Genomic DNA, 1,358 nt, shown 5'->3' on the forward strand with positions numbered 1-1,358 from the left:
AGGGGAAAGAAAAATGACCGTGAACCAGATCGCCGAGGCCGTCACCACGAGCGAGTTCCGTCCCGAGGGCGGAACTGCGGACCGCCGCCGGGCTCGCCGGCCGCGACCGCCGACTGGGCGACGAGGCCGAACGCGCCCGCAAGACCGTCACCGCCCGGATCCGCGACGCGCTGCGCCGACTCGACGCGGTCCATCCCGATCTCGCCGCCCATCTGCGCGCCTCGGTGTCGACGGGCGCGTCCTGCTCCTACCGGCCTGCCGCCGAGCACTTCTGGCGGCTGTGAGGTCACCGCCGGTTGTACAGGCGCATCGTCAGCGTGCCGAACACCGCCGTGAAACCGGCCGAAGCGACCAGCACCCAGAGGATCTCGCCGCCGTCCGGCGCACCGCCCATCAACGACCGCGACGCCGCGACGAGATGCGCGATCGGGTTGACGTCCACGAACGCCTGGAGCCAGCCCGGCATCGTCTCCGGTTCGACGAACACGTTGCTGAGGAACGTCACCGGAAAGATGATCAACATGCTGACGCCCATCACGGACTTCTCCGAGCGCAGCAGCAGCCCGAACATCGTCCAGACCCACGAGAACGCGAAACTGAACACCACGAGCAGCCCGATCGCGCCCAGCACGCCGAGCGGCCCGCCGTCCGGCCGGTAGCCGAGCAGCAGCCCGACCGCCAGGATCGTCGCGGACGCCAGCACATACCGCAGGACGTCGGCCAGCAGACAGCCGACCAGCGCCGCGGGCCGCCAGATCGGCAGGGTGCGGAACCGGTCGAAGACCCCGCGCTCGATGTCCTTGTTCACCTCCACCCCGGTGTACATCGTGATCATCACCACGCTGGTGACGAGGATGCCCGGCAGCAGGAACTCCAGATAGGCGCCGGTCGATCCGGCGATCGCGCCGCCGAACAGGTAGGTGAACATCAGCGTCATGATGATCGGGAACGCGGTGACGTCGAAAAGCTGCTCAGGCACGTGTTTGATCTTCAACATGGCGCGCCAGCCGAACGCGCGGGACGCCGCCCACGGGCTCGGCCTGGCGGGGCGTTCACCGCGCGCCAGCACGGCGGAGAGGGTCTCGGCGGCCGGGACATAACCGGCCTCGGGGGTCTGGGTCGTGGTGGTCATGCCGCCTGCTCCTTCGCGGTCCGGTCGGTGAGGGCCAGGAACACCTCGTCGAGGCTGGACTTGCGGAGGGAGAAGTCGTCGACGCCGATCCCGGAGCCGGCGAGCGACGCCAGTGCCCGCGACGCCTGCGCCGCGCCGTCGGCGGCCGAGGTGAGCCGCGCGGTCAGCGAAGCGGGGTCGGATTCCGGCTCGACCTGGACGCCCAGCTCGCGCGCCAGCAGCTCGG

2 protein-coding genes and 1 pseudogene are annotated in these 1,358 nt (G+C 70.0%); all 3 read right to left on the reverse strand.

Translation table 11 applies throughout. The features are described from left to right. Positions 1–41: 41 nt before the first annotated feature. The gene (locus ACYVE7_RS34090; protein WP_460370718.1) at positions 42–212 is read right to left on the reverse strand and encodes a hypothetical protein; all 171 of its coding nucleotides are present in this window, start codon (positions 210–212) and stop codon (positions 42–44) included. 74 nt (positions 213–286) lie between these two features. Continuing rightward, a complete protein-coding gene (locus ACYVE7_RS34095) occupies positions 287–1,132 on the reverse strand; it encodes an ABC transporter permease (RefSeq protein ID WP_460370719.1) in 846 nt (281 codons plus the stop codon). Further along, a pseudogene (locus ACYVE7_RS34100) lies at positions 1,129–1,358 on the reverse strand (daunorubicin/doxorubicin resistance ABC transporter ATP-binding protein DrrA); the annotation flags it as partial. The pseudogene ACYVE7_RS34100 and the gene ACYVE7_RS34095, both read right to left, overlap by 4 nt.

This window comes from Actinocorallia lasiicapitis, from assembly GCF_054778695.1.

Bases quoted from the DNA above. Each gene is read 5' to 3' on its own strand.
- ACYVE7_RS34090 (WP_460370718.1), bottom strand. From the start codon at position 212: ATGGGCGGCGAGATCGGGATGGACCGCGTCGAGTCGGCGCAGCGCGTC.
- ACYVE7_RS34095 (WP_460370719.1), bottom strand. From the start codon at position 1,132: ATGACCACCACGACCCAGACCCCCGAGGCCGGTTATGTCCCGGCCGCC.